The organism is Enterobacter sp. BNK-16, assembly GCF_048684955.1.
In the GTDB taxonomy this organism is placed as follows: Bacteria; Pseudomonadota; Gammaproteobacteria; order Enterobacterales; family Enterobacteriaceae; genus Enterobacter; species Enterobacter bugandensis.
This window is the reverse complement of sequence record NZ_JBLQTQ010000001.1, coordinates 4,271,708-4,294,429: the sequence shown is the minus strand read 5'-3', so window position 1 is coordinate 4,294,429 and position 22,722 is coordinate 4,271,708. Positions and strand designations below refer to the sequence as shown.

The window sequence follows — 22,722 nt, the reverse complement described above, 5'->3', positions numbered from 1 at the left end:
GATATTGATCTAAATCATAGATGGCATGAATAGCTAAAGTGAATTTTTAAGAGGTGAAGGAAAATATCTCAATGTTTACATTAACTTATAAGGTAAGGGGGCAACCGCGAGTTTCGCAGTAACCCCTTGATAGAGAGGCTAAATGTTTAGCGGGGTTAAACGGTTTGGGACTCACTTTATATTTCATTCGAAATAAGATTTAATACTTTATGAAACATATAATAGACTAACTGAAAGCGGAAATAATTATGTTGGTAGAGCTGTTTCTTACACCCTGAAAAAGTGGATGTTTTTTGGACGTAATGGAAATGTTATAGCGAATGGTGTTGATTTAAAGAAGTGGCATATTGTTCTGTAATTATCGCTGCCAGCCCTTTCTTTCGCACCAACCCTGCGTGAAGATGCGATCCCCACAAGGTCGCTTGCGTCAGCCAGCAACTTCCCCTAATCTGGCAAAAGTAAGTCAATTCTTACCAAATGACTCGGGGTGCCCTTCTTTGTGAAGGCTGAGAAATACCCGTATTACCTGATCTGGATAATGCCAGCGTAGGGAAGTCAGATGCCTGCCCGGTCATCGCTTCTTCACGCAAGGCAGGAGCGAACCCATGCAGCCTGACCTGCTCGATTTACACGTTTTACACCACTTCCGTACCCGTTCTCCGCTGACCCACTGCATGACCAATGACGTCGTACAGACCTTTACGGCCAACGTTTTGCTGGCCCTTGGCGCATCCCCCGCGATGGTGATTGAGGCCGAAGAGGCCGAACAGTTTGCCGCGATAGCCGATGCGCTGTTAATCAACGTCGGCACGCTGACCGCACCGCGCGCCCAGTCGATGCTTCGGGCGATTGAAAGCGCGGTTGCGGCAGGCAAACCCTGGACGCTGGACCCGGTTGCGGTGGGTGCCCTGACGTTCAGAACCCGTTTTTGCCATCAAATTTTGGCCCTGAACCCGACCACCATTCGCGGCAACGCCTCCGAAATCCTGGCTCTGGCCGGAATGAGCGCGGGTGGGCGCGGCGTTGATACCACCGACACCGCCGCCAGCGCGTTGCCTGCCGCTCAGGCGTTGGCCCGCCAGACCCATGCCATTGTGGTGGTCACCGGCGAGGTGGACTACATCACTGACGGAGAGCGGACCCGAACGGTAACGGGCGGAGACCCGTTAATGACGCGCGTAGTGGGCACCGGGTGCGCGCTTTCTGCCGTTGTGGCGGCGAGCTGCTCGCTGCCGGGGGACAGGCTGGATAACGTTGCCGCCGCCTGCGGATGGATGAAGCGCGCCGGAACGGCAGCCGTTGCGCGCTCGCGCGGGCCAGGCAGTTTTACCAGCGCCTTCCTGGATGCGCTCTATACGCTGGAGGAACAGGCATGAAGCGGATTAACGCCCTGACCATTGCCGGCACCGACCCCAGCGGCGGCGCGGGCATCCAGGCCGATCTGAAAACCTTCTCGGCCCTTGGCGCGTACGGCTGCTCGGTGATTACCGCGCTGGTGGCGCAAAACACGCGCGGCGTGCAGTCGGTCTACCGTATCGAGCCGGATTTTGTTGCCGCGCAGCTGGATTCGGTGTTCAGCGACGTGCGGATTGATACCACCAAGATCGGCATGCTGGCCGAAACGGACATTGTGGAGGCGGTGGCCGAGCGGCTTAAACGCTATCAGGTGCAAAACGTGGTGCTGGATACCGTCATGCTGGCAAAAAGCGGCGATCCGCTGCTCTCCGCCTCCGCCGTTGAGACGCTGCGCAATAAGCTGCTGCCGCAGGTGGCGCTCATCACGCCCAATCTGCCGGAAGCCGCCGCGCTGTTAGGCACGTCGCACGCACAAACTGAACGCGAAATGAAAGAGCAGGGGTATGCACTGCTGGCGATGGGCTGCGGGGCGGTGCTGATGAAAGGCGGTCATCTTGATGACGCGGAAAGCCCGGACTGGCTCTTTACCCGCGACGGCGAGCAACGTTTTACGGCTCCGCGCGTACAGACCAAAAACACCCACGGCACGGGGTGCACCCTCTCCGCCGCGCTGGCGGCGCTGCGCCCGCGGCATGACGGCTGGGCTGATACGGTGCGAGAAGCGAAAATCTGGCTCTCGGCGGCGCTGGCAAAAGCCGATACTCTGGAAGTCGGTCAAGGTATTGGGCCGGTTCATCATTTTCATGCGTGGTGGTAACCCAGTATACTGGCAGGAAACACCACGCCTGAGAAAACAGAGATGGAACAAGCGCATACCCGGTTAATCGCTCAACTGACTGAACGGATCGCCGCGCCTGACAACACGCCGCTGTACCTGAAATTTGCCGAAACGGTAAAAAACGCGGTGCGCAGCGGCGTGCTGGAGCACGGGAACATTTTGCCCGGCGAGCGCGATCTGAGCCAGTTAACCGGCGTGTCGCGGATCACCGTGCGCAAAGCGATGCAGGCGCTGGAAGCCGAGGGCGTTGTCACGCGTGCCCGGGGTTACGGCACGCAAATTAACAACATCTTCGAATACTCGCTCAAGGAAGCGCGCGGCTTCTCTCAGCAGGTGGTGCTGCGCGGTAAAACGCCTAATACGCTGTGGGTCAATAAACGCGTGGTGAAATGCCCGGAAGAGGTGGCGGGCCACCTGTCACTGGAGCCGAACAGCGACGTCTTTTTGCTGAAGCGTATTCGCTATGTGGATGACGATGCGGTGTCGATTGAAGAGTCCTGGGTGCCGGTCGGGCTCATTCCCGAACCGGATGCGATAGGGATTTCGCTGTACGACTACTTCCGCAGTCAGAATATCTTCCCGCAGCGCACCCGTTCACGGGTTAGCGCCCGCATGCCGGACAGCGAGTTTCAGGCGCACATTAAGATGGACGAAAAAATACCGGTGCTGGTGATCAAGCAGGTTGCACTTGACCAGCAGCACCGGCCGATTGAGTACAGCATCAGCTACTGTCGCAGCGACCTATACGTCTTTGTGTGCGAGGAGTAATTCCTCACGAGTGGGCGCGCAGTCGCCGCCGCGATGGCTCACCACCCAGGACGCCACGGCATTCCCCAGCAGAACGGCGTCTGCCAGCGACCATCCCGCCGCCAGCCCGGCAAGCGTGCCGCCCGCGTGGCTGTCGCCAGCGCCAATGGTGTCCACTACCGTGGCGGGAAACGCCGGAACAACGCCCGATGCGTCGCCATCATACCAGGCAGCACCGTCTTTATCATGCCGCACAATCAGCGCGGCGCCGAAGCGCAGCTGCCACTCCTCGCCCAGGTTTTCAGCCTCAACGCCCAGCCTTTCAGCAGCGAGCTCCGCTTCCTGACGATTAAGCGAAACGATCGGCCTGTAGGCCATAATCCGCGCCATCAGCGCGTCGGGGATATCCGCGATGCGTGGGCCGAAATCGATAAGCGCCGTCACGTCCTCCAGCCCTTCAAGCCAGCCCGTCAGCAGCTCGCCGCACGGCGAGGCCAACTGGTAGCCGGAGAGATAAACCAGGCTATTTTGCGGGACGTTTAGCTCGTCAAGCCAGCGCTGCTGCCACTGGTTCTCGACGCCGCTAAAGGACATGAAGGTGCGCTCGCCGTCAGGCTCCACCAGGGCCAGACACCAGCCGTTGTCGCCGGTTTCAGCCTCCACGGCGCTGTGCAGATCCTGCTTCGCCATCGCGTTACGAATAATATCCGCCCACACGCCGTGGCCGACGGGAAGGGCGTTTTGCGCCGCAATGCCGAGCCGTTTCAGGGCGATGGCGATATTCAGCGCGCAGCCGCCGATATTCACCCCCTGCTGTTTAAGCTCGATATCACACCCGCGCCAGGGCAGGGCGTAGGCGTCGGCGATGACGTCAATCACCGCTGCGCCCAGCACCGTCACCGGGCGCGTGGCGTGCAGGGTGTCGAGACGTTGGGCAAAAGAATTCATACGCCCTCCCTTTGCTCCCTGAAGTGCAGCAGTTTTTCACAGTAGTGACCGAAATCGAGCTGATTAACGGCGTCGAGCTCGGCCTTCAGCGGCGGGTCAATGGCCTGCACGCCGTGGAGCGCGCCGCAGATGGCCGTCGCCATCGCGCCAATGGTGTCGGTATCGCCACCCAGATTGGCGCATAAAATGGCGCAGCGGTTCGGGTCGGTTCCCGCCAGCTCCACCATCGCGATGGCTGCCGGAACGGACTCAATGGTGCTGGTACCCGCGCCAGTGAGCTGATAAATCTGCTCGCTGGCGGAGTCGATGCCGTTGGCGTCCCGCACGGTCTTAAGCGCCAGCTCAATGCGCGCTGCGAGCGACGCGCTGAAGGTGGTGGTTTTCGCCTCCTGCGCATAGCGGGCGATCCCCGGCAGGGCATCGACGATGTTCTGCCAGCGTTCCCCGTCGATGGCGCGGGAAACCGCCCAGGCAATCACCACCGCGCCGGCAATGGCGAGATCCGATTTATGCGTCGGGCTGGAGGCCTGCGCCACCTGGTTCACAAAGTGCTCCAGCCGCGTCGCCGGGAGCAGGCAGCCCAGCGGGGAGGCGCGCATCGCCGCCCCGTTAGTCACGCCGTTGTTGTCCAGCTCGCTGACCGGCTTCCCGTCACGAATCGCGTTAAGCGCGATTTTGGAGGTCGGGCCGAGCACGTTCTTGTTGAACGCGTCGAAGTCGAGCGCCCAGTTCAGGATATGCTTGCCGATAACGTCCGCGTTAATTTCCCCGTCGCACTCGATGATCGCATCGGCCAGGCACAGCGCCATCGAGGTGTCATCGGTGAACTCTGCCTGTTTGAAATAGCAGGCCGCGTTATTCTCTGCCGGGCCGGGTAAAAAGCGGTCGATCCAGCCGAAGTGCGCCTTGACGCGCTTTCTCGGCCATAGCTCCGACGGCATGCCCATCGCATCCCCTAACGCCTGGCCGTAAAGGGCCCCGAGAATACGGTCTTGTTTCATTTAACTTCCCCTTGTGTCAGCGCGGTATCGCCATCAATCACCTCAATTGCGGTGATCTCTTTATCCGATTCGCGGAAAAACAGCATAAACAGCACGGCAATCACGGCAATCATGACTGCACCAAATGTCCACATTCCGGCCCAGTTGAAGGTCAGCCCATTCACCGGCTCTTTGTAAGCGAACATTTTTTCCATCATCACGCCGCCCAGGCGGTAACCCAGCAGGCTACCAAACCCCTGACAGCACAGCGTAATCAGGCCTTGCGCGGCGGTGCGCATGTGCACCGGCGCTTTTTTATCCACGTAGATGTACGCGGTCACGTAGTAGAAGTCATAGCTCACGCCGTGCAGCAGGATCCCGAGGAACAGCAGGGCGTAGGTGAAGTACTGCTCCGCACCGCCGTAAACGAAGAAGCCGTAGCGGATGGCGGCCGTGATCAGACCCAGCAGTAAGACCTTCTTAATACCAAAGCGTTTGGTAAAGAACGGCAGGGCGAGCATAAAGAAGATTTCAGAGAACTGGCCGAGCGTCATCCAGCCGGTGGCATTTTTCATCCCCACTTCGGTGAGATAGCCGTTGGCGAAGATGTAGTAGAAGGCCAGCGGCATGGCGAACAGGAACGAGCAGAAGAAGAACACCAGGAAGTTTTTGTCGCGCAGCAGGACCAGCGCATCCAGCCCCAGCATGACTTTGAAATCCAGCTTGCCGGTACTTTTCGGCGGCGTGTTCGGCAGGAACAGGGCAAAGACGCCGAGCAGGGCGGAGCTGGCTGCGGTCATCAGCAGCGGAATATTGGTATCGGAAATATCGCTGTAGCCGAGCATCTGTGGCAGGAACCCGCACGCCAGCCCCGAGGCGATCCAGCCGATGGTGCCCATCACGCGGATACGCGGGAAATCAGCCTCAACGTCGTCCACGTTCGCGAAGGCAATGCTATTGGTCAGCGCGATGGTCGGCATATAGGTCAGGGAATAGACCAGCAGCAGCGGGAAGAAGGTGTTGAACTGGGTTTGCTGCGCGGCGAAGTACATCAGGATCGCGCCGGCGAACATCAGCACCGACAGCACTTTCTGCGCGGCGAAGAAGCGGTCCGTCAGCGAGCCGACCAGGATAGGAGAGAGGATCGCGGCAATCGCGGTACAGGCGTAAGACCAGCCAATTTCCCCGGCGGTAAACCCGCTTTTGCTCAGCCACAGCCACAATGGCACAAACCACGCGCCCCAGATAAACCATTCAACAAACATCATGAATGACAGTTGGACTTTCGTTTTCATTATTTAATCCTGCATGTCAGATAAGGTACGCCTTTAACATACCACTCAATAATACCTTTTAAATACCTTTGTGGTGATTGTTTGATCAATGTAACAGTTTTGTTGTACACGAATCGAGCCAGCAGATTGTGCTGAAAAAAAATGCATATGGTGGAAAATCTGTTAAGTCGGTACCAGGCTTAGTCTGCCCATAAAAGATGGGACTGGATAAACACACACCGACACGACGTCGGATTTACGGGAGTATCACATGACTGATATTGCGCAGTTGCTTGGCAAAGACGCCGACAGCCTTTTACAGCATCGTTGTATGACCATTCCAGCCGACCAGCTTTACCTGCCTGGTCACGACTACGTTGACCGCGTGATGGTGGATAACAACCGTCCGCCTGCGGTTCTGCGAAACATGCAGACCCTTTACAACACCGGACGGCTCGGCGGTACCGGGTATCTCTCTATTCTGCCGGTAGACCAGGGCGTTGAGCACTCGGCGGGCGCCTCCTTCGCGGCGAACCCGCTCTACTTCGATCCGAAGAATATTGTTGAGCTGGCGATTGAAGCGGGCTGTAACTGTGTAGCCTCCACCTACGGCGTGCTGGCTTCGGTTTCGCGTCGCTATGCCCACCGCATTCCGTTCCTCGTGAAGCTGAATCACAACGAAACTCTCAGCTACCCCACCGAGTATGACCAGACCCTCTACGCCAGCGTCGAGCAGGCGTTCAACATGGGGGCGGTGGCCGTCGGGGCGACGATTTACTTCGGCTCTGAACAGTCCCGTCGTCAGATAGAAGAGATCTCCGCAGCGTTTGAGCGCGCGCACGAGCTGGGTATGGTGACCGTGCTGTGGGCGTACCTGCGTAACTCGGCGTTCAAAAAAGACGGGGTGGATTATCACGTCTCCGCCGACCTGACCGGCCAGGCGAACCATCTGGCGGCCACCATCGGCGCGGACATCGTGAAGCAGAAAATGGCGGAGAATAACGGTGGCTATAAGGCGGTGAACTTCGGTTACACCGATGACCGCGTTTACAGCAAGCTGACCAGCGATAACCCGATCGACCTGGTGCGCTACCAGCTGGCGAACTGCTATATGGGTCGTGCAGGGCTGATTAACTCCGGCGGCGCGGCGGGCGGTGATACCGACCTGTCCGATGCGGTGCGTACGGCGGTTATCAACAAACGTGCGGGCGGCATGGGGCTGATCCTTGGCCGTAAGGCGTTCAAGAAATCAATGGCCGACGGTGTGAAGCTGATCAATGCGGTTCAGGACGTCTATCTGGACAGTAAAGTCACAATTGCCTGACGTCTCCATCTCCCTCTCCCTGTGGGAGAGGGTTGGGGTGAGGGCATCATCGCGCACCGTGTGAAACATCAGCGCAAAAGCACACAGTCCGGCGGCAGCCTGCATTGCAGCGCGCCGGGCAACACCTCAATGCGGAACTGCGTCCCGCTCAGCGGCTCTCCGTCGAGGTTAAACGTCATCCCGTGCGGCGCATTCACCTCGAACCACGCCGATTTACCGTCAATGATATTCGGGCTCTCTTCCGGCTGCGTCAGCGTGGTAAACAGCGCGGGCAGCAGACCGTCGCCGGTGAAAATGCGCAGCTGTAGCTGACCATCGTTAATCAGCGCCTCCGGGCAGAGCTGCTGTCCGCCGCCTGCCTGACGTCCGTTGCCAATCCCAATCACCAGCGCGTCACCCTGCCACTGAAAATCCTCACCGCGAATTTCGCATCGGTCCGGCTTGAGGGTGTCCATACGCATCAATCCGTGGATCAGGTACGACACGCCGCCCAGCGCCGCCTTCAGTTTTTCCGGCGTTTCGCTGGTAATGCGCGTGCCGAATCCACCCGTCGCCATATTGATAAAGCAGGTTTTGTCATTCACCTGGGCGATATCCACGGCGGTGGCTTTGCCGAGGATCGCCAGCTGAAGCGCCTTCTCTAAATCTTCCGGGATCCCGGCGCTGGTGGCAAAATCATTGGCGGTGCCGAGCGGTAATATGCCCATCACCGGGCGATCTGCTGTGGGCAGGTCGATAAGCGCAGAGGCGATCTCATTGATGGTGCCGTCGCCGCCGCCGGAAATGATGGTGCTGATACCTAACGCTAAGCCTTCGTTGATATAGCGTGCCGCGTCGCCTTTTTCCCACGTCACGCGCACGTGGATACGTGCGCCGTCGTCACGCAAACCCATAATCGCCTGACGCAACGGATCGTTGCCTGCACTTTTGCCATTGAGAATCAATAAACTGTCTGGATAGGTTGCCATCCTCGCTGCTCCCTTTTTTAGCGTTAGTAAGAGTGTATAGCAGAGAGGAAAAAAGCGGGTAAGAACAGGATGAAAGACAAAAAATAAGCCCACGTAAGGGAGATTACGCAGGCTAAGGAGGTGGTTCCTGGTACAGCTAGCATTTATGGGTTATGTTTTTCAGCGGGGGGATAATACCCGTATTGAACGAAGCGGTATGTGATCCGATTCTAAGAATTATCCCAGCGCGAAAAAATTTCCCTGATTGACTATTTGCCGTGTGGATTACGTGTGCTTTCACCGTTGAAGTTACGCATCAGCAGCGCGAACTTCAGCTCCACCTCTTCCGGAACCGGCAGCCAGACGGTATGCCCGTCGCCCGGCGCAACCTCAATCGCTTCGCCTTTGCCGTTTTCCAGATGCTCCAGCGTGAAGTTCATGTTGCCCTGCGGGGTCATCAGCTCCAGGCTATCGCCTTTGGTGAACTTATTTTTCACCGCCACCGCCGCCAGCGCGCCTTTGCGCTCGCCGGTGAAGTCGCCGACAAACTGCTGGCGTTCGGAAACGGAGTAGCCGTGCTCGTAGTTCTGGTAGTCGTCGTGGGTATGACGGCGCAGGAAGCCTTCGGTATAGCCGCGGTGCGCCAGGCCTTCCAGCGTTTCCAGCAGGCTGGTATCGAACGGTTTACCGGCCGCCGCATCGTCGATGGCTTTACGGTACACCTGTGCGGTACGCGCGCAATAGTAATAGGACTTGGTGCGGCCTTCGATCTTCAGGGAGTGCACGCCCATCTGCGTCAGGCGCTCAACGTGGGCGATGGCGCGCAGATCTTTTGAGTTCATGATGTAGGTGCCGTGCTCGTCTTCAAAGGCGGTCATGTACTCGCCCGGACGCTTGGCTTCTTCAATCATAAACACGCTGTCGGTTGGCGCGCCGATGCCCAGCGTTGGCTCAACGTTCGTCACCGGGATCGGCTCATGCTTGTGGACGATGTTGCCGATATCGTCCTCTTTGCCTTCCTGGACGTTATATTCCCAGCGGCAGGCGTTGGTGCAGGTGCCCTGGTTCGGGTCGCGCTTGTTGATATAGCCAGAGAGCAGGCAGCGGCCAGAGTAGGCCATGCACAGCGCGCCGTGAACGAAGATTTCAATTTCCATGTCCGGCACCTGAGTGCGGATCTCTTCAATCTCTTCCAGCGAAAGCTCGCGGGACAGAATGACGCGGGTCAGCCCCATCTGCTTCCAGAATTTTACCGTCGCCCAGTTGACGGCGTTAGCCTGTACGGAGAGGTGAATATCCATTTCCGGGAAGTTCTCCCGAACCAGCATGATTAAACCCGGGTCCGACATGATCAGCGCGTCCGGCCCCATATCCACCACCGGCTTCAGGTCGCGGATGAACGTTTTCAGCTTGGCGTTGTGCGGCGCGATATTCACCACCACGTAGAATTTTTTACCCAGAGCATGCGCCTCGTTGATGCCGAGCTGCAGGTTCTCGTGGTTGAATTCGTTGTTACGCACGCGCAGCGAGTAGCGTGGCTGGCCCGCATACACGGCGTCGGCGCCATAGGCGAAAGCGTAACGCATATTTTGCAGCGTTCCCGCCGGGGAAAGGAGTTCCGGTTTAAACATGTTTGTTCTCGTTCTGATGACAGGTCAGATCCGCGGCACCTGGTGCAGCGGTAAGGGGAGATCCCCCACTTTAAGGGCGGGCATTGTAGCGCTGCGGGGCAGGGAGGTAAAGTTATTGTGCCGGGTGGCGGCTTCGCCTTACCCGGCCTGGATTAACCAGCGGCTAACTAGGCAATCCTGCACGCATCCGCTTCCCAGCGATATCCCACGCCGTACACCGCGCGAATAAACGACTGCTCGGCGTCCAGCGCCTCCAGCTTGCGGCGCAGGTTTTTGATGTGGCTGTCGATGGTGCGGTCGGTCACCACGCGGTAATCGTCGTACAGGTGGTTCAGCAGCTGTTCGCGGGAGAAGACTTTTCCCGGCTCGTGGGAGAGGGTTTTCAGCAGGCGGAACTCCGCAGGGGTGAGGTCCAGCAGCTTGCTGCGCCAGCTCGCCTGGAAGCGGCTCTCATCCACAATCAGCGGGCTTTCGGCGTCCAGCATCTGAAGCTCGCGCTGCGGCCTGCAGCGGCGCAGAATGGTTTTCACGCGGGCCACTACCTCACGCGGGCTGTAGGGCTTGCAGATGTAGTCGTCCGCGCCAATTTCGAGCCCCAGCAGGCGGTCAATCTCTTCAATTTTGGCGGTAACCATGACAATAGGCACGTCGGAGAAGCGACGAATTTCCCGGCACAGGGTCAGGCCATCAACGCCAGGCAGCATTAAATCCAGCAGGATCAGATCCGGCGGGGTCTGGCGCACGTACGGCAGCACCTGGTCGCCGTGGCCGATCAGTGACGGGGCATAGCTGGCCGCGCGTAAATAGTCGATCAGCAGCTGTCCCAGCTTGGGTTCGTCTTCGACGATCAAAATGCGCGGCGTGTTTTCGTCAATCGGTAACTCGGTCATACTTCTCTCGATAAATCCCGTTCCAGAGGTAACTCTACTGTAATGCTAACCCCGCCAAAAGGCGAATGGGCGGCGCGAATGGTGCCATTATGCGCCTCGACGATGTTAACGCAAATCGCCAGCCCCAGGCCGGAACCGCCGCTGGCGCGGTTCCGGGAGCCTTCGGTGCGGTAAAAGCGCTCGAACAATTTTTCCAGCTGCGCGTCCTGCACGCCGGGGGCGGAATCCGCGAAGGTGAGGGCGAAGCGTCCGTTTTCCTGTTTGCCGGAGATATGCAGCCCGCCGCCGCTGTCGGTGTAGCGCAGGCTGTTCTCCAGCAGGTTGTTGAACAGCTGCATCAGCCGGTCTTTGTCACCAAATACCACCGCGCTGTCCGGCAGGGAGAGGTCGATTTTCAGGTTGCGGCTGGCAAACCGTTCCCGGAAGGCGCCGCTGGCAACTTCGAGCACGTTAATGACATCGACGGGCGCCTTCTGGTAGGCCAGCGCGCCTTCGTCGGACATGGAAAGCTGGTGAAGATCGTCCACCAGCTTGGTGAGCGTACCCACCTCCGCCTGCAGAGAGGCCACCGATTCGGGGGTAAACTGGCGTACGCCGTCCTGAATCGCCTCCAGCTCGCCGCGCAGCACCGCCAGCGGGGTGCGCAGCTCGTGGGAAATATCGGCCATAAAGTCGCGGCGCATCTGCTGGTTTTTCTCCAGCGTGCTGGCGAGCTGGTTAAAGTCCTGCGCCAGCTTGCCCAGTTCGTCCTGGCTGCGGGTGTCGACGCGGGTGGTGAAATCCCCGGCGGCCAGCTTGTGCGTGCCTTCCACCAGCCGTTTCACCGGCGCGAGCAGACCGCGCGCCAGCGGGAAGGTGGCAAGCGCGGCGAGCAGGGTGGAGAGAGCGACGATCAGCCAGCTGGTCCGGCGCTGCTGGCGGTCAAAGTTGATATCGGTGTTACGCGTCAGGCGCTCCACCGGCGAGGCGATAACCCAGCCGACGGTCGCGTTATTCACCTTAATCGCCCGGCGGGTGCCGTCCGGCGGTATCGGCGCGCGCGGCCCAACCAGCGTGCGCATATCCTGATCGATTACCCAGAACTGGGTGCGCCAGCCGTGCGGCGGCATGCCCGGCCCCGGGCGATCGTCACCGGTGTCGTGCTCCAGCGAGCGCAGGATCTGGAAAATAAAGCGGTCGTTATTGCGCAGAAAACGCCAGTTGCCGTGCTGGGCGTACTGTTCACTCAGCGCATCGCTTAAGCCCTGTAAACGCTGTTCATTGCCATGCTTGATGTAATCAATAAAACCGCGCTCAAAGCTGATCCGCACCGCCCAGTGCATGGTGATCAGCAGGACGATACAGGTGGCAAAAATCGCCACGAAGAGCTTGCCGGTAATGCCCGGACGCCAGAATTTCATGAGCCACTCCTTTTGCCGCGCCTAATCACGACGTTCTTGCTGGTATCATCCGGCACTCTGGCGAAGATGAAAGCGGGCAGGGCGATGATGACCGCCATGCTGAGATAGGTATACAAAAAGACCTGATGCGCCACCGGCGTGTCGACGCTGAGGTGATGCTGGCCGTACATGCCGAGCAGTAAACCCGCGATAGTCACGCCCACGCTCATGGAGAGCTGCATGATCATCGACAGCAGGCTGTTGCCGCTGCTCGCCAGATCGTCCGGCAGATCCTTCAGCGTCAGGGTATTCATCGATGAGAAGCGCATGGAGTTGACCATCCCCTGACAGAACAGCACCAGCGGCAGGACGTAGTACCAGCCCATCAGCGCCACGGCCATAAACAGCAGGCTGACCAGCGACAGCCCCAGCGTGGCGGCCACCAGCACGTGACGGTAGCCAAAGCGGTTCACCACCTGCACCACGATGCGCTTCATCCCCATGCTGCCGAGTACCATCGGGATCATCATCAGGCCCGCGTGGAACGGCGAAAATCCCATGCCGATTTGCAGGAAAACGGGCGTCATAAACGGCAGCATGCCGCTGCCGACGCGTCCGGCGAAGCTGCCGAACAGGCCAAGGCGGTAGGTAGGGTTTTTAAACAAGTTCAGGCTGAAGAGCGCCTTATCGTTACCTCTGGCGTGCCACAGGTACCACAGTATGGCGGTAACGCCGAGCGCGATCAGGAGCCCGAGCGTCAGGGGCGAAATCCCCAGTCCTTTTTGCCCGTCGAGCGCCAGGGTAAGCGTTGCCATGCCCGCCGCCAGCAGAATAAAGCCAAAGAAATCAAAGCGACGCGTCTGCATTTTGTAGTTCGGCATCAGCGTCAGGGTGGCGATGGCGCCGATGATGCCAACAGGAAGATTGATTAAGAAGATCCAGTGCCAGGAGGCGTACTCCACCAGAATGCCGCCCAGCGCCGGGCCCAGCAGCGGCCCCACCTGACCGGGCAGGGTGACGAAGGTCATCGCCGCCATGTACTGCTCGCGCGGCACAATCTTCATCACCGTTAGCCGCCCGACGGGCACCATCATCGCCCCGCCGACGCCCTGCAGCACGCGCGCCGTCACCAGCTGGTCTAGTGTGCTGGCCTGGGCGCAAAACAGCGAGCCAGCGGTAAACAGCACGATGGCGGTAAAGAAGATATTCCGCACGCCCACTTTGTCCGCCAGCCAGCCGCTGGCAGGCAGCATCACCGCAACCGTCAGCACGTAGGCGACAATCACCATATGCATATGCAGCGGGCTCTCCCCCAGGCTTTTCGCCATCGAGGGGAGGGCGGTGTTGACGATGGTCGTATCCAGCGACTGCATAAAGAAGCCGAAGGCGACTATCCACAATTGCCAGCGAACGTTGCTGGGAAGCTCAGTCATTTACCCGTTTACCGTTTCTCTGTTTTTACGCGAAAAGCGCAGCCGCAGGCGGTCGAAGAACAGATAGACCACCGGCGTGGTGTACAGCGTCAGCAGTTGGCTCATCACCAGGCCGCCGACGATGGTGATCCCCAGCGGCTGGCGCAGCTCTGAGCCGTCGCCGCCCGAGATAACCAGCGGCAGTGCGCCAAACAGCGCCGCCAGGGTGGTCATCATGATCGGACGAAAACGCAGTAGACAGGCCTGGAAGATCGCCTCTTCCGGCGAGAGGTTGCCGTTGCGCTGGGCATCCAGCGCGAAGTCCACCATCATGATGGCGTTTTTCTTCACGATGCCGATCAGCAGCATGATCCCGATGAGCGCGATAAGGCTGAACGGCGCGCCGAACAGCTCCAGCGCCAGCAGCGCCCCCACGCCCGCCGACGGCAGCGTTGAGAGGATGGTCAGCGGGTGAACGTAGCTCTCATACAGGACGCCAAGCACAATATAGACCGTGGCGATGGCGGCCAGAATCAAAATCACCTGCGAGTTCATCGTCTCCTGGAATACCTGCGCGGTCCCGGCAAAGCTGCCGCGCACGGTGGACGGCACGCCGAGCTGCGTCATCGCGCGGTTGATCGCGTCGCTGGCCTCGGAAAGCGACGAACCGGCGGGCAGGTTAAAGGAGATGGTCGACGCCGCCGAAAGCCCCTGGTGGTTCACCGACAGCGGCGCGTTGGCGGGCTGCCAGCTGGCAAAGTACGAGAGCGGAATCGCCTTGCCGTCGCTGTTAATCACAAACATTTTATCCAGCGCGCTGATGTCCTGGGTGTAGCGCGGGTCGACCTCCATCACCACCTTATACTGGTTCATCGGCTGGTAGATGGTGGAAATCTCGCGCTGGCCGAAGGCGTTATTCAGCAGGCTGTTGGCGGCTTCAACGTTGATGCCCAGCCGCGACATGGTTTCGCGGTCGTAGGTGAGCGCCATCTCCGCGCCGTTGTCCTGCTGATCGGAGTTCACGTCCGCCAGCGCCGGCAGGGCGGCCAGCGCCTTACGGATCTTCGGCTCCCACTCGCGCAGGGCGGCCAAATCATCCGAGAGCAACGTGTACTGATAGCTGGCGTTTGCCTGTCGCCCGCCGACGCGGATATCCTGAACGGCCATCAAAAACAGGTTAGCCCCCGGCTCTTTGGCGAGCTTCACACGCAGGCGGTCAATCACCTGCTGGGCGGTTTCGTTGCGCTCGCCGCGCGGCTTAAGGGTAATGAACATCATCCCGCTGTTAACGCGCGAGCCGCCGGTAAAGCCAGTGACGTTGTCTACAGCCGGATCCTCACGAATGATCTTCATAAAGTCCTGCAGCTTGCCGCGCATTGCCTGGAAGGAAATGCTCTGGTCCGCCTGGATGCCGCCCATCAGCACGCCGGTGTCCTGCTCCGGGAAGAAGGTTTTAGGGATGGTGATGTACATCCAGACGTTGAGCCCAATGGTGGCGATCAGCACCAGGCCGACCAGCCGCGTGTGGTTCAGCACCCACTTCAGCGATTTGCCGTAGCCTTCCTGCATCGCCATCAGAAAACGACCAAAGCCCTTGCGGCGCGGCTGCGAGTGAGGCTTGCTGCGCTTGAGCATCCAGCCGCACATCATCGGCGTCAGCGTCAGGGAAATCACCAGCGAAATCCCGATGGCGACCGAGAGCGTGACGGCAAACTCGCGCAGCAGCCTGCCCGGCAGCCCGCCCATCAGCAGCAGTGGCAGGAATACCGCCACCAGCGACAGGCTCATGGAAAGTACCGTAAAGCCCACCTCGCGCGTGCCCTGCAGCGCGGCCTGCAGCGGTTTCACGCCCGCTTCAAGGTGGCGGGAAATGTTCTCCAGCACCACGATGGCGTCATCCACCACGAAGCCCGTCGCAATCGTCAGCGCCATCAGTGACAGGTTGTTAAGGCTAAAGCCGCACAGGTACATGGCGGCAAAGGTCCCAATCAGCGACACCGGCACGGCCACCGCCGGGATCAGCGTCGCGCGGCCGGAGCGCAGGAACAGGAACACCACCAGGATCACCAGCGCGACGGAGATAATCAGCGTTTGCTCCACCTCTTCAAGCGAGGCGCGGATGGTCGGGGAGCGATCCTGGGCAATCTGCAGATCGATTGCTGCCGGGATGGTCTCCTGTAGCTCCGGGAGGCGGGCGCGAATGCTGTTCACCGTCTCGATAATGTTCGCCTCCGGCAGCTTGCGGATCATCAGCAGGATGGCCGGTTTAGCGTTGGTCATCCCGGCGTTGCGCACGTCCTGCACCGAGTCGGTGACGCTGGCGACGTCGCTCAGGCGTACCGCCGCGCCGTTGTTGTAGTGAATAATCAGCGGCTGATACTCGGCGGCGGTTTTTAGCTCGTCGTTGGTCTGGATCTGCCAGCGGTGGCTGCCGTCCTCAATCGCCCCCTGCGGTTTACGCACGTTGGCGCTGCTGATGGCGGAGCGCACGTCGTCCAGCGACACGCCCTGGTTGAACAGCGCCTGCGGGTTCAGGCCCACGCGCACGGCGGGCAGAGAACTGCCGCCAACGCTCACGTCACCCACGCCGTTGATTTGTGAAATCGTCTGCGCCAGCTGGGTCGACGCAAAGTCGTAGAGTTGCCCCTGAGAATAGGTGTCCGAGGTCAGCGTCAGGATCATGATTGGCGCGTCGGACGGATTGGCCTTGCGGTAGGTAGGACGGCTCGGCATCCCGCTCGGCAGAAGGCTTTGCGCGGCGTTGATGGCCGCCTGCACGTCACGGGCGGCACCGTTAATATCCCGGTCGAAGCTGAATTCCAGAATGATGCGCGTGCTGCCCAGCGAGCTGCTGGAGGTCATCTCGTTGACTCCCGCAATCCGCCCAAGAGAACGCTCCAGCGGCGTGGCAACGGACGAGGCCATGGTCTCCGGTGACGCACCCGGCAGCGAGGCGCTGACCATGATCACCGGGAAATCCACCTGCGGCAGGGGGGCAACTGGCAGCAGCCGGAAGCCCAGCACGCCGCACAGGGTAATGGCGACGGAGAGTAAAATCGTCGCAACTGGACGGTAAATGAAGAGGGCGAAAAACTTCACTTACGCCTCCTCTTCACGTTTCGGGAAACGGCTTTTGGTCCACAGCGCCAGGCGGTCAAACAGCAGATAGATCACCGGCGTGGTGAAGAGCGTCAGCACCTGACTCACCAGCAGGCCCCCGACCATACCGATACCCAGCGGGCGGCGCAGCTCCGCGCCGACGCCGGTGCTGAGCATCAGCGGCAGCGCCCCCAACAGGGCGGCCAGCGTGGTCATCAGGATCGGGCGAAAACGCAGCAGGCAGGCCTGGAAGATGGCATCGCGCGGCGACATGCCCTGCTCGCGCTCGGCGGCCAGCGCAAAGTCGATCATCATGATGGCGTTTTTCTTCACGATCCCGATAAGCAGGATGATGCCGATGATGGCAATAACGTCCAGCTCGCTGCCCGCCAGCATCAATGCCAGCAACGCCCCCACGCCCGCCGTTGGCAGGGTAGAGAGGATGGTGATCGGGTGGATAAAGCTTTCGTACAGCACGCCAAGCACGATGTACATCGCCACGACCGCCGCGACGATCAGCCAGACGGTGTTGCCCAGCGCGGCCTGGAACGCCAGCGTGCTGCCCTGGAACTGGGTCTGAATGTCGGACGGGAAGCTGAGCGCTTTTTCAGCAGCCTGGATGGCTTCCACCGCCTCGCCCAGCGAGTAACCGTCCGGCACGTTGAAGGAAATGGTGGTGGACGGGAACTGATCCAGGTGGTTAATCGACAGCGGGGTATAGCGCTCCTCCACCGTGGCGATGGCGCTCAGCGGCACAATGCCGCCGTCTTTGCTGGTCAGGCGCACCGAGTCCAGCGCGGCCAGGCCGGGGGTGTTCTCGGTGTTGTGTTCCAGCACCACGCGGTACTGGTTCGCCTGGGTGTAGATGGTGGAGATCAGGCGCTGCCCGAAGGCGTTGTACAGGGCGTTGTCCACGTCCGACATGGTGATGCCCAGACGGCTGGCGGTATCGCGGTTAACGTTCACGTACGCCGCCAGCCCCTTGTCCTGCCAGTCGCTGCTGACGTCAGCGAGCTGCGGCAGGGTGTTAAGTTTTTCAACCAGCTGCGGCACCCAGGTGCTGAGGGCGTCAAGCGACGTAGCCTGGAGCGTGAACTGATACTGCGTGCGGCTGACCTGGGTATCAATGGTCAAATCCTGAATCGGCTGCAGGTAAAGCTCAACGCCCGGCACGCGGGCCACGGCGCTTTGCAGGCGCTCGATGACGGCGTTCACGCGGTCGTCGCGCTCATCCAGCGGCTTGAGGTTGATCTGCAGACGCGCGCTGTTGAGCGACGGATTGGTGCCATCCACCCCCACGTAGGACGTCAGGCTCTCCACCGCCGGGTCTTTCATGATGATTTCAGACACCTGCTGCTGGCGCTGCGCCATGTTCGCGAAGGAGACCGACTGCGGAGCCTGAAGCGTGCCCTGAATAATGCCGTTATCCTGGATGGGGAAGAAACCTTTCGGAATAAAAATCCACAGCATTACGCTGAGCGCCAGCGTGCCCAGCGCCACGCCAAGCGTTGCCCAGGGATGGTTCAGCACTTTCGCCAGCACGCGACCGTAGGCGGCAATAATTTGCTCGAACATCCGCTCGGAGGCGCGGGAGAAGCGGTTTTGCTTGCGCAGGGACTCGTGGCTCAGCATGCGGGCGCACATCATCGGCGTCAGGGTCAGCGACACCACGGCAGAGATCAGAATGGCGACCGCCAGCGTCACGGCAAACTCGCGGAACAGCCGCCCGACGATGTCGCCCATAAACAGTAGCGGGATCAGCACCGCAATCAGCGAGAAGGTCAGCGAGATAATGGTAAAGCCGATTTCCCCTGCGCCCTTCAGCGCGGCGGCCAGCGGCTTTTCACCTTTCTCGATATAGCGCGAGATGTTCTCGATAACGACGATGGCGTCATCCACCACGAACCCGGTGGCGATGGTCAGCGCCATCAGCGTCAGGTTGTTAATCGAAAAGTCGAGGAACACCATCACCGCAAAGGTCCCGACCAGCGAGAGCGGCACGGCGACGGCGGGGATAATGGTTGCCGGAACGTTGCGCAGGAACAGGTAAATGATCATTACCACCAGCGCAATCGCCAGCATCAGCTCGAACTGGGTGTCGGTGACCGACGCACGAATGTTGGTGGTGCGGTCGGAAAGGACTTTTACGCTGACCGATTTCGGCAGGCTTTCAATCAGCTGCGGCAGCATGGTGCGGATGCTGTCGGCGGTTTCGATGATGTTGGCGCCCGGCTGGCGCTGCACGTTCATCACGATCGCCTGCTGCTTGTTCGCCCACGCGCCGAGCCAGCTGTTTTCCGCGCCTTGTTCCACGGTGGCGACATCGCCCAGGCGGATCGGCGCGCCGTTCTGGTAGGCCACAATCAGCTGACGGTATTCGTCGGCGGACTGCATCTGGTCGTTTGCCGAGAGGGTGACCGCACGGGTCGGGCCGTCCAGCGAGCCTTTCGCCGAGTTGACGTTGGCACTGCTGATGGCGGTGCGGATGGTTTCGCTGGTCAGCCCCAGCGCGGCAATCGCCTGTGCGTTAAGCTTCACGCGCACGGCCGGGCGCTGGCCGCCCGCCAGCGTGACGAGGCCGACGCCGGAGACCTGAGAAATCTTCTGCGCCACGCGAGTTTCGACCATGTCTTCGACCTGGGTCATCGGCATGGCGGAGGAGGTGACGGCCAGCGTCATGATCGGCGGATCCGCCGGGTTCACCTTGCTGTAGACCGGCGGGTTAGGCAGGTCCGACGGCAGCAGGTTGGTGGCGGCGTTGATGGCGGCCTGCACTTCCTGCTCGGCGACGTCCAGCGACAGCGTTAGCTGGAACTGCAGCGTCACGACGGATGCCCCGCCGGAACTCTGGGAGGACATCTGTTTTAACCCGGACATCTGGCCAAACTGGCGCTCAAGCGGGGCGGTAATGGCGGACGTCACCACGTCCGGGCTGGCGCCAGGATAGAGAGTGACAACCTGAATCGTTGGATAATCCACTTCCGGCAGCGCCGACACGGGCAGGAAGCGGTAGCCAATAATCCCGGCCAGCAGGATCGCCACCATCAACAGCGTGGTGGCGACAGGGCGGAGGATAAACAGGCGTGACGGCCCACCTGTAGAGCTCGGGGGCATAACCTGCATCAGGAGGTCGCTCCCTGTTTCGCAGGTTCAACCACCTCAACTTTCGCGCCTTCGGTGAGGCGGTCAATGCCGTCGGTGACCACGCGGTCGCCGGCGGAGAGCCCGGCGCTGATGACCACCGTCTGGCTGTCCTGAATCCCGGTTTTCACCAGATGCTTGCTCACTTTATTGTCGCTGTTCAGCACCCAGACAAAGCTTCCTTCGTTACCCATCTGCAGCGCTGCGGTGGGGATCACTACCGCGTTCTCTTCGGTAGCGACCAGCATTCGCGCGTTGACGAACTGGTTCGGGAAGAGGGCATCGTCCTGGTTGTTAAAGCGCGCCTTCAGCTTGATGGTGCCGGTGGTGGTATCGATCTGGTTGTCCAGACTGAGCAGGGAACCCTCGCTCAGCTTCTGCTTGTTGGTGCGGTCCCAGGCTTCCACCACCAGGCCTTTACCGGCTTTTTGCGCCTGCATGACGGTTGCGATATCGCTTTCCGGCAGGGTAAAGACTAAATCAATCGGGTGGGTCTGGGTGATTACCACGATGCCCGTGGTGTCGCCGCTGGAGATCTGGTTACCGATATCGACCTGCTTCAGGCCCACGCGTCCGTCAATCGGCGCGGTGATGCGGCTCCAGTCCAGCTGCAGCTGCGCGCTGGCGACGGCAGCCTCGTCGGCTTTGATGGTGCCCTGCGTTTCGCTGACCAGCGACTGCTGGGTGTCCAGCTCCTGACGAGAAACGAGGTTGGTTTTCACCAGCTGCTGGTAGCGCGCCAGATCGCGACGGGCGTTGGCGAGGGTGGCTTTGTCTTTCGCGAGCTGCCCCTGCGCCTGAGCGAGGGCGACTTTAAACTGGCTCGGGTCGATTTCCGCCAGCAGATCGCCCGCTTTGACCTGCTGACCTTCCTGGAAGTGGATTGCGATGAGCTGACCGTCAACGCGGCTGCGCACCGTGGCGGTGTTGGCGGCGGTAATGGTTCCGAGCCCCGTCAGATAACGCGGAACGGCTTTGCTCACCGCCGTTGCCGCCTGAACCGGTGCCAGCGCGCCGCCGCGCATGCCGTGACGGCCGCCGCCAGCCGGGCGCTGGGCCTGGCTGCTGGCGCTAGCGGGAGCGGCGGAGTTCGCAGATTGACTGTGCCAGTACCAGGCGGCGGCAAGGACCACCACAATGATGCCAGCGGCGATTGCCCAGCGGGATTTGTTACTGCCTTTCATCGTTATACGTTCTCATCCTGAATACTTCGGGGAATGATACTAGTTTAGTCAGCTAACACAGCGGAAAAATGGAGGAAATATGGAAGACTGTCAGGAATGGTCTGAGTGTGGCGATCGATTTAGCCGGGTAAGGCGAAGCCGCCACCCGGCACAACCGCATTAGCTAAACATCACCTGCGCCCAGCGCGCCAGACCGGCGGTAACGGAGCCAAAGTCATCCCCACCGGCAATCGGAATGCCCGGCAGCTGTTCCGCCAGCGCTTTCTTGATCAGCGGCGAACGGGCGCTACCGCCGGTCAGGTAGATCACATCCGGCTTCTCTTTGCCGTTCTCCAGCGCCAGCTGGACCTGCTCCAGAATGCGCTGCAGCGGCTGAGCAAGCGCCGTTTCCAGCCCCTCCTGTGAAATCGCCGTGGCCAGATCCTCGCTGATAAACGGCAAGGAGACCGCATGTTCAGGACGGTCGGAAAGGGCGATTTTGCACTCCTCCGCAGTTCGCACCACGCGGTAGCTCAGGCGCTGACGCCACACTTTATACAGCAGGGCGACCTTCTCGGCATCCTGCGCGTCGCGCACCAGATCGTTGAGGAAGCGCCCGTTCGCGGTGCTGTAAAAATCACTCTGCGCCGGAACGTCGTTGATGGCAATCGCGTTCCACCACGGCAGGATCGGCAGGGCGATGCCTTTTTCCGTTTGCCCGCCCATGCCCAGCAGCGGCATCAGGCTCTTAAAGGCCAGGGCGATATCCAGATCGTTACCGCCTACGCGGCAGCCGCTGTGCCCGAGCAGGCTGTTTTCGCGGTCACGACGGTGATGCCACTGCGGTCCCATCAGCAGAAGCGAGCAGTCCGTTGTACCGCCCCCGATGTCGACGACCAGCACGCGCTTCTCTTCCGTCAGCGTGGCTTCAAAATCCAGCCCCGCCGCAACCGGCTCGTACTGAAACACCACGTCGTGGAATCCCGCCCGGTGCGCCGCACGCTCAAGTATCCCCTGCGCCTGCTGGTTGGCTTCGTCACCGCCCAGCCCCTGGAAGTTGATTGGGCGGCCAATCACCGCCTGGGTGATAGTATCCGGCACCTGCGACTGCGCCTGATTGCGGATATGCAGCATCATGGCGCACACCAGATCTTCAAACATCGCCACCTGCTGCGGCTTCAGGCCGCTCGCGCCGAGGAAGGACTTTGGCGATTTAACGAAGTAGACCTCTTCCGGGTCTTCAATGTAATGCCCGAGCGAGGAGAGGCCAAACTGCACGCTGGAAGGGGTAACGTCGATGTCTTCCTCGCGGTTAAAGCTGACCGCCCGACGCAGCAGCGCCTGGGTCTCCGCCGCGGTAGCCGGAACCTGATGGTGGCGGAACAGCCACTCGCTCACCGCTTCGCGCGTCGGCGCGCAGAGCATTGATGGCAGCAGCGTGCTCTCTTTTTCCATTTTCAGAAGCTGCGGTTGGCCGTTTTGCATGATCGCAACCGAGCAGTTTGCCGTACCGTAGTCAAATCCAATAAACACGATTAATCCCCATGCCGGTGAGAAGGGGCGAGACTTTAACGAAATGTCTGCATCGCGACA

The 22,722-nt window shown here is 60.1% G+C and carries 16 protein-coding genes and 1 riboswitch; of the genes, 4 read left to right on the top strand and 12 right to left on the bottom strand.

Annotation, left to right across the window (positions count from 1 at the left end):
- The first annotated feature begins 473 nt into the window (after nt 1–473).
- Nucleotides 474–570, top strand: a riboswitch (TPP riboswitch).
- 35 nt (nt 571–605) lie between these two features.
- From thiM to ACMGGH_RS20650, 3 genes are read left to right on the top strand one after another with little or no spacing between them, the layout of a single operon-like run.
- Nucleotides 606–1,376, top strand: a complete 771-nt coding sequence (gene thiM, locus ACMGGH_RS20660; protein ID WP_232948442.1) for a hydroxyethylthiazole kinase — start codon at nt 606–608, stop codon at nt 1,374–1,376.
- A complete protein-coding gene (gene thiD, locus ACMGGH_RS20655; RefSeq protein ID WP_232948443.1) occupies nt 1,373–2,173 on the top strand; it encodes a bifunctional hydroxymethylpyrimidine kinase/phosphomethylpyrimidine kinase in 801 nt (266 codons plus the stop codon). Before thiM ends, thiD begins: the two co-directional genes overlap by 4 nt.
- A gap of 42 nt (nt 2,174–2,215) precedes the next feature.
- Nucleotides 2,216–2,962, top strand: a complete 747-nt coding sequence (locus tag ACMGGH_RS20650; protein WP_028013821.1) for a GntR family transcriptional regulator — start codon at nt 2,216–2,218, stop codon at nt 2,960–2,962.
- Here the strand turns inward: ACMGGH_RS20650 and ACMGGH_RS20645 are convergent.
- Genes ACMGGH_RS20645 through ACMGGH_RS20635 form a run of 3 tightly spaced genes read right to left on the bottom strand, consistent with a single transcriptional unit; the run spans nt 2,936 to nt 6,164 of the window.
- Nucleotides 2,936–3,889, bottom strand: a complete 954-nt coding sequence (locus tag ACMGGH_RS20645; protein WP_232948444.1) for a PfkB family carbohydrate kinase — start codon at nt 3,887–3,889, stop codon at nt 2,936–2,938. The two genes, ACMGGH_RS20650 and ACMGGH_RS20645, sit on opposite strands and share 27 nt — an antisense overlap.
- Nucleotides 3,886–4,890, bottom strand: a complete 1,005-nt coding sequence (locus ACMGGH_RS20640) for an ADP-ribosylglycohydrolase family protein (RefSeq protein ID WP_232948445.1) — start codon at nt 4,888–4,890, stop codon at nt 3,886–3,888. The genes ACMGGH_RS20645 and ACMGGH_RS20640 overlap by 4 nt, the downstream gene beginning before the upstream one ends.
- The gene (locus ACMGGH_RS20635) at nt 4,887–6,164 is read right to left on the bottom strand and encodes a nucleoside permease (RefSeq protein ID WP_049000328.1); all 1,278 of its coding nucleotides are present in this window, start codon (nt 6,162–6,164) and stop codon (nt 4,887–4,889) included. The genes ACMGGH_RS20640 and ACMGGH_RS20635 overlap by 4 nt, the downstream gene beginning before the upstream one ends.
- A gap of 250 nt (nt 6,165–6,414) precedes the next feature.
- On the opposite strand from ACMGGH_RS20635, the gene fbaB reads away from it, so the two are divergent.
- Nucleotides 6,415–7,467 carry a class I fructose-bisphosphate aldolase gene (gene fbaB / locus ACMGGH_RS20630; protein WP_008500869.1) on the top strand — a complete coding sequence of 351 codons (1,053 nt, stop codon included), beginning with the start codon at nt 6,415–6,417 and terminating at the stop codon, nt 7,465–7,467.
- A gap of 68 nt (nt 7,468–7,535) precedes the next feature.
- Here fbaB and yegS read toward each other — a convergent pair whose 3' ends face one another.
- From yegS to yegD, 9 genes are all read right to left on the bottom strand, one after another.
- The gene (yegS, locus tag ACMGGH_RS20625; protein ID WP_126300514.1) at nt 7,536–8,435 is read right to left on the bottom strand and encodes a lipid kinase YegS; all 900 of its coding nucleotides are present in this window, start codon (nt 8,433–8,435) and stop codon (nt 7,536–7,538) included.
- A gap of 248 nt (nt 8,436–8,683) precedes the next feature.
- Nucleotides 8,684–10,045 carry a tRNA 5-hydroxyuridine modification protein YegQ gene (yegQ, locus tag ACMGGH_RS20620; RefSeq protein ID WP_008500866.1) on the bottom strand — a complete coding sequence of 454 codons (1,362 nt, stop codon included), beginning with the start codon at nt 10,043–10,045 and terminating at the stop codon, nt 8,684–8,686.
- 167 nt (nt 10,046–10,212) lie between these two features.
- On the bottom strand, nt 10,213–10,935 hold the full coding sequence (baeR, locus tag ACMGGH_RS20615; protein WP_028013814.1) for a two-component system response regulator BaeR: 723 nt from the start codon (nt 10,933–10,935) through the stop codon (nt 10,213–10,215).
- Nucleotides 10,932–12,335 carry a two-component system sensor histidine kinase BaeS gene (gene baeS / locus ACMGGH_RS20610; RefSeq protein WP_045260428.1) on the bottom strand — a complete coding sequence of 468 codons (1,404 nt, stop codon included), beginning with the start codon at nt 12,333–12,335 and terminating at the stop codon, nt 10,932–10,934. The genes baeR and baeS overlap by 4 nt, the downstream gene beginning before the upstream one ends.
- Entirely contained in the window at nt 12,332–13,747 is a 1,416-nt protein-coding gene (locus ACMGGH_RS20605) for an MFS transporter (RefSeq protein ID WP_232948446.1), read from the bottom strand. Before ACMGGH_RS20605 ends, baeS begins: the two co-directional genes overlap by 4 nt.
- Nucleotides 13,748–16,825, bottom strand: a complete 3,078-nt coding sequence (gene mdtC, locus ACMGGH_RS20600; protein WP_236328239.1) for a multidrug efflux RND transporter permease subunit MdtC — start codon at nt 16,823–16,825, stop codon at nt 13,748–13,750.
- Nucleotides 16,826–19,948, bottom strand: coding sequence for an MdtB/MuxB family multidrug efflux RND transporter permease subunit (locus tag ACMGGH_RS20595; RefSeq protein ID WP_224065840.1), 3,123 nt, complete (start codon nt 19,946–19,948; stop codon nt 16,826–16,828).
- Complete coding sequence (locus ACMGGH_RS20590; RefSeq protein WP_232948448.1) at nt 19,948–21,150, bottom strand: MdtA/MuxA family multidrug efflux RND transporter periplasmic adaptor subunit; 1,203 nt, start codon at nt 21,148–21,150, stop codon at nt 19,948–19,950. The genes ACMGGH_RS20595 and ACMGGH_RS20590 overlap by 1 nt, the downstream gene beginning before the upstream one ends.
- 159 nt (nt 21,151–21,309) lie before the next feature.
- Nucleotides 21,310–22,662, bottom strand: coding sequence for a molecular chaperone (gene yegD / locus ACMGGH_RS20585; protein ID WP_155026320.1), 1,353 nt, complete (start codon nt 22,660–22,662; stop codon nt 21,310–21,312).
- Nucleotides 22,663–22,722: the final 60 nt, after the last annotated feature.

Coding starts and splice junctions, on each gene's coding strand:
- baeS (WP_045260428.1), bottom strand. CDS start 12,335: ATGAAATTCTGGCGTCCGGGCATTACCGGCAAGCTCTTCGTGGCGATT.
- yegQ (WP_008500866.1), bottom strand. CDS start 10,045: ATGTTTAAACCGGAACTCCTTTCCCCGGCGGGAACGCTGCAAAATATG.
- ACMGGH_RS20650 (WP_028013821.1), top strand. CDS start 2,216: ATGGAACAAGCGCATACCCGGTTAATCGCTCAACTGACTGAACGGATC.
- ACMGGH_RS20645 (WP_232948444.1), bottom strand. CDS start 3,889: ATGAATTCTTTTGCCCAACGTCTCGACACCCTGCACGCCACGCGCCCG.
- ACMGGH_RS20635 (WP_049000328.1), bottom strand. CDS start 6,164: ATGAAAACGAAAGTCCAACTGTCATTCATGATGTTTGTTGAATGGTTT.
- thiD (WP_232948443.1), top strand. CDS start 1,373: ATGAAGCGGATTAACGCCCTGACCATTGCCGGCACCGACCCCAGCGGC.
- ACMGGH_RS20605 (WP_232948446.1), bottom strand. CDS start 13,747: ATGACTGAGCTTCCCAGCAACGTTCGCTGGCAATTGTGGATAGTCGCC.
- baeR (WP_028013814.1), bottom strand. CDS start 10,935: ATGACCGAGTTACCGATTGACGAAAACACGCCGCGCATTTTGATCGTC.
- ACMGGH_RS20640 (WP_232948445.1), bottom strand. CDS start 4,890: ATGAAACAAGACCGTATTCTCGGGGCCCTTTACGGCCAGGCGTTAGGG.
- ACMGGH_RS20590 (WP_232948448.1), bottom strand. CDS start 21,150: ATGAAAGGCAGTAACAAATCCCGCTGGGCAATCGCCGCTGGCATCATT.
- fbaB (WP_008500869.1), top strand. CDS start 6,415: ATGACTGATATTGCGCAGTTGCTTGGCAAAGACGCCGACAGCCTTTTA.
- ACMGGH_RS20595 (WP_224065840.1), bottom strand. CDS start 19,948: ATGCAGGTTATGCCCCCGAGCTCTACAGGTGGGCCGTCACGCCTGTTT.
- yegS (WP_126300514.1), bottom strand. CDS start 8,435: ATGGCAACCTATCCAGACAGTTTATTGATTCTCAATGGCAAAAGTGCA.
- thiM (WP_232948442.1), top strand. CDS start 606: ATGCAGCCTGACCTGCTCGATTTACACGTTTTACACCACTTCCGTACC.